Below are 2,130 nucleotides of genomic sequence, written 5' to 3'. Positions count from 1 at the left end.
CGGCCGCAGTCCTGGCAGGTGTCGCAGTGCCGGCAGTGGTGGCAGCCGCGCGGGGCGGGGGGCCAGCAGTCGCAGCCGGTGGGCGCCCACGGGTCGGGCGACCCGAACATTCCGAGCTGTCCGGGTACCGGCTGGACCGGCGTGCGGGCGGGGGTCCGGGGCGGGATACGGCGGGCCATGGCCGTCACTTCCCGGTTCCGGCGAGGGCGAGTTCCTGACGGCGGGCGGTGACCCAGCCGAGGGACCATCCGGTCTCGTCCGCGAGCGTGCGCAGGGTCACGGTCCGGTTCGCGTTCACGGCGGCGGCGATGTGTTCACGGGCCGCCTGCTCGTCGAGCTTGGTCGTGTTCACGGCGGGGGTGGACGGCTCCGTCGACGGGGTCTTGTTCACGGCGGGGGCCGTCTTGTTCACGGTGGCCGGTGCCGTGTTCACGGGCCGCTGCTGCGGCTGTTCACGGGCCGCCCGGCGCGCGGCTGCGGCCTGTTCACGAGCGAGGCGCTCGGCGGTCTCCCGCTGCTGCCGTTCACGGGCTGCGCGCTCCTTCTCGGCCCGCTCCCGCTCCTCTCGGGCGTCCTCGCGCTCCTGCTGCTCCCGGCGCTCGGCGGCTGCACGGTCGGCCCGCTCCCGCTCCATCAGGAGCGCGTGGTCCCGCTGTTCCTTGGCCTGCCGCTCCTCACGGTCAAGGCGTTCGCGTTCAAGGCTGGCGGCGTGTTCACGGGCCTCGCGCGCCGCCTGTTCACGGCGGGCGGCTTCTTGTTCACGCTCGGCGCGTTCGCGGGCCTCGCGCTGTTCACGGTCGGCCCGTGAACGCTGCTCGGCCTGTTCACGCTCGGCCTTCTCGGCGCGTTCACGCTCGGCCTGTTCACGGGCGATGCGGTCCAGTGCCCGGCCGATCGCGGCCCGGTATGAACGCGCCGCCTCGGCGGTGACGATCAGCAGGAGCGGTGCGACGGAGTGGACGGCGACGCCGACCCAGTCGGCTTTCAGCGCGCTGTCGCCGACGTTGAGGAGCAGGGTCATCAGGCCGGTGAGCCAGCGGAGCACGGCCGGCCACCGCCCGGCGGGCGTGCGGAGCCGGTCCACGGTCGAGTCCAGCCGGACGACGATGACGACGGCGGCGTCGACGACGAGGGGGAGGATCGGCGCGGTCCACCCCCACCCGTCCGGGGTGACCCGCTCGACGAGCGGCGTGACGGTGAAGACGGAGAAGAGAACGGCTCCGGCGGTGATGCCCCACGTACCGGCGGACAGGGCCCGCTCGGAGGACTGGATCTGTGCGGGGGTCAGGGTCTCGATACGGCTCACCGCTGACCACCCCCGAGCGGGAGCGTCCGGATGCGCCACGGAACCTCGGCAGCCGCGGACGGGGTCGCGCAGCACGTGGTGGAAGAGGTCCACCCGTCGCGGGGGGCGCCCTCGGCCTCAGCCGCGCTCTCCGCCGCGTCCCGGGTGGCGTGCACGCTGTGCAGCTCCCCGAAGTGGAGCAGGACGTAGACGCGGTCGGCGCGGTCGGCCTGCTTGCGGGCGACCCGCAGCAGCGTCCGCAGTGCCTGGCGGTCCTCGGTGTCCAGGAGCTGCTGGGCGCGCAGAGCGTCCAGCTCGCCTCGGGCGTGGGCGAGGTCGTCGCGGGCGGCGGTGAGGTCGTCGCGGGCGGCGGTGAGGTCGTCGCGGAGCGCCTCGTTCGTTTCCAGGGCCCCGAGCAGGGAGTCTCCCGTGTCGAAAAGGTGTTGCTCGGTCTCGGCGAGGGTGCCGCGGAGCGCGGCCAGTGCAGCGCGGGCGGAGTCCAGTTCAGCGCGGGCGGCGGTGAGGTCGGCGGCTCGGATGAGACGGATCTTCATCACGAGCACCCGCAGACCTTCTGGTCGTCGGGCACGTCGGCTCCGCAGAGCCAGCACGTCCAACGGATGGGGGCCCACCTGGGCCGGATACGGTTCTTCATGGGTCGGTCCCTCCTCGGGAGCGTTGGGGGAATCGGCCCGACAGCGGCCCCGGGGTGTGATCCCGGGGCCGCGCCGGTTTCCAACGCCTCGAAGCTAGGCCGCTCATGATGAAGTGTCAAGACACTTTGAGATTGCCTTGACGATTGTCAGCGTTTCGGGTCTCCTTGCTTGACATCGCTAACCTGAGAC

General features: G+C 72.5%; 2 protein-coding genes. Both read right to left on the bottom strand.

What is annotated here, in order from left to right; all coding sequences use genetic code 11:
• Positions 1-184: 184 nt before the first annotated feature.
• Entirely contained in the window at positions 185-1,306 is a 1,122-nt protein-coding gene (locus tag ACWDRB_RS67715; protein WP_362711123.1) for a DUF2637 domain-containing protein, read from the bottom strand.
• The gene (locus ACWDRB_RS67710; protein WP_362711125.1) at positions 1,303-1,839 is read right to left on the bottom strand and encodes a hypothetical protein; all 537 of its coding nucleotides are present in this window, start codon (positions 1,837-1,839) and stop codon (positions 1,303-1,305) included. Before ACWDRB_RS67710 ends, ACWDRB_RS67715 begins: the two co-directional genes overlap by 4 nt.
• Between the last annotated feature and the right edge of the window lie 291 nt (positions 1,840-2,130).

This window comes from Nonomuraea sp. NPDC003707, assembly GCF_053587055.1.
This window is presented reverse-complemented; position numbering and strand designations above follow the sequence as displayed.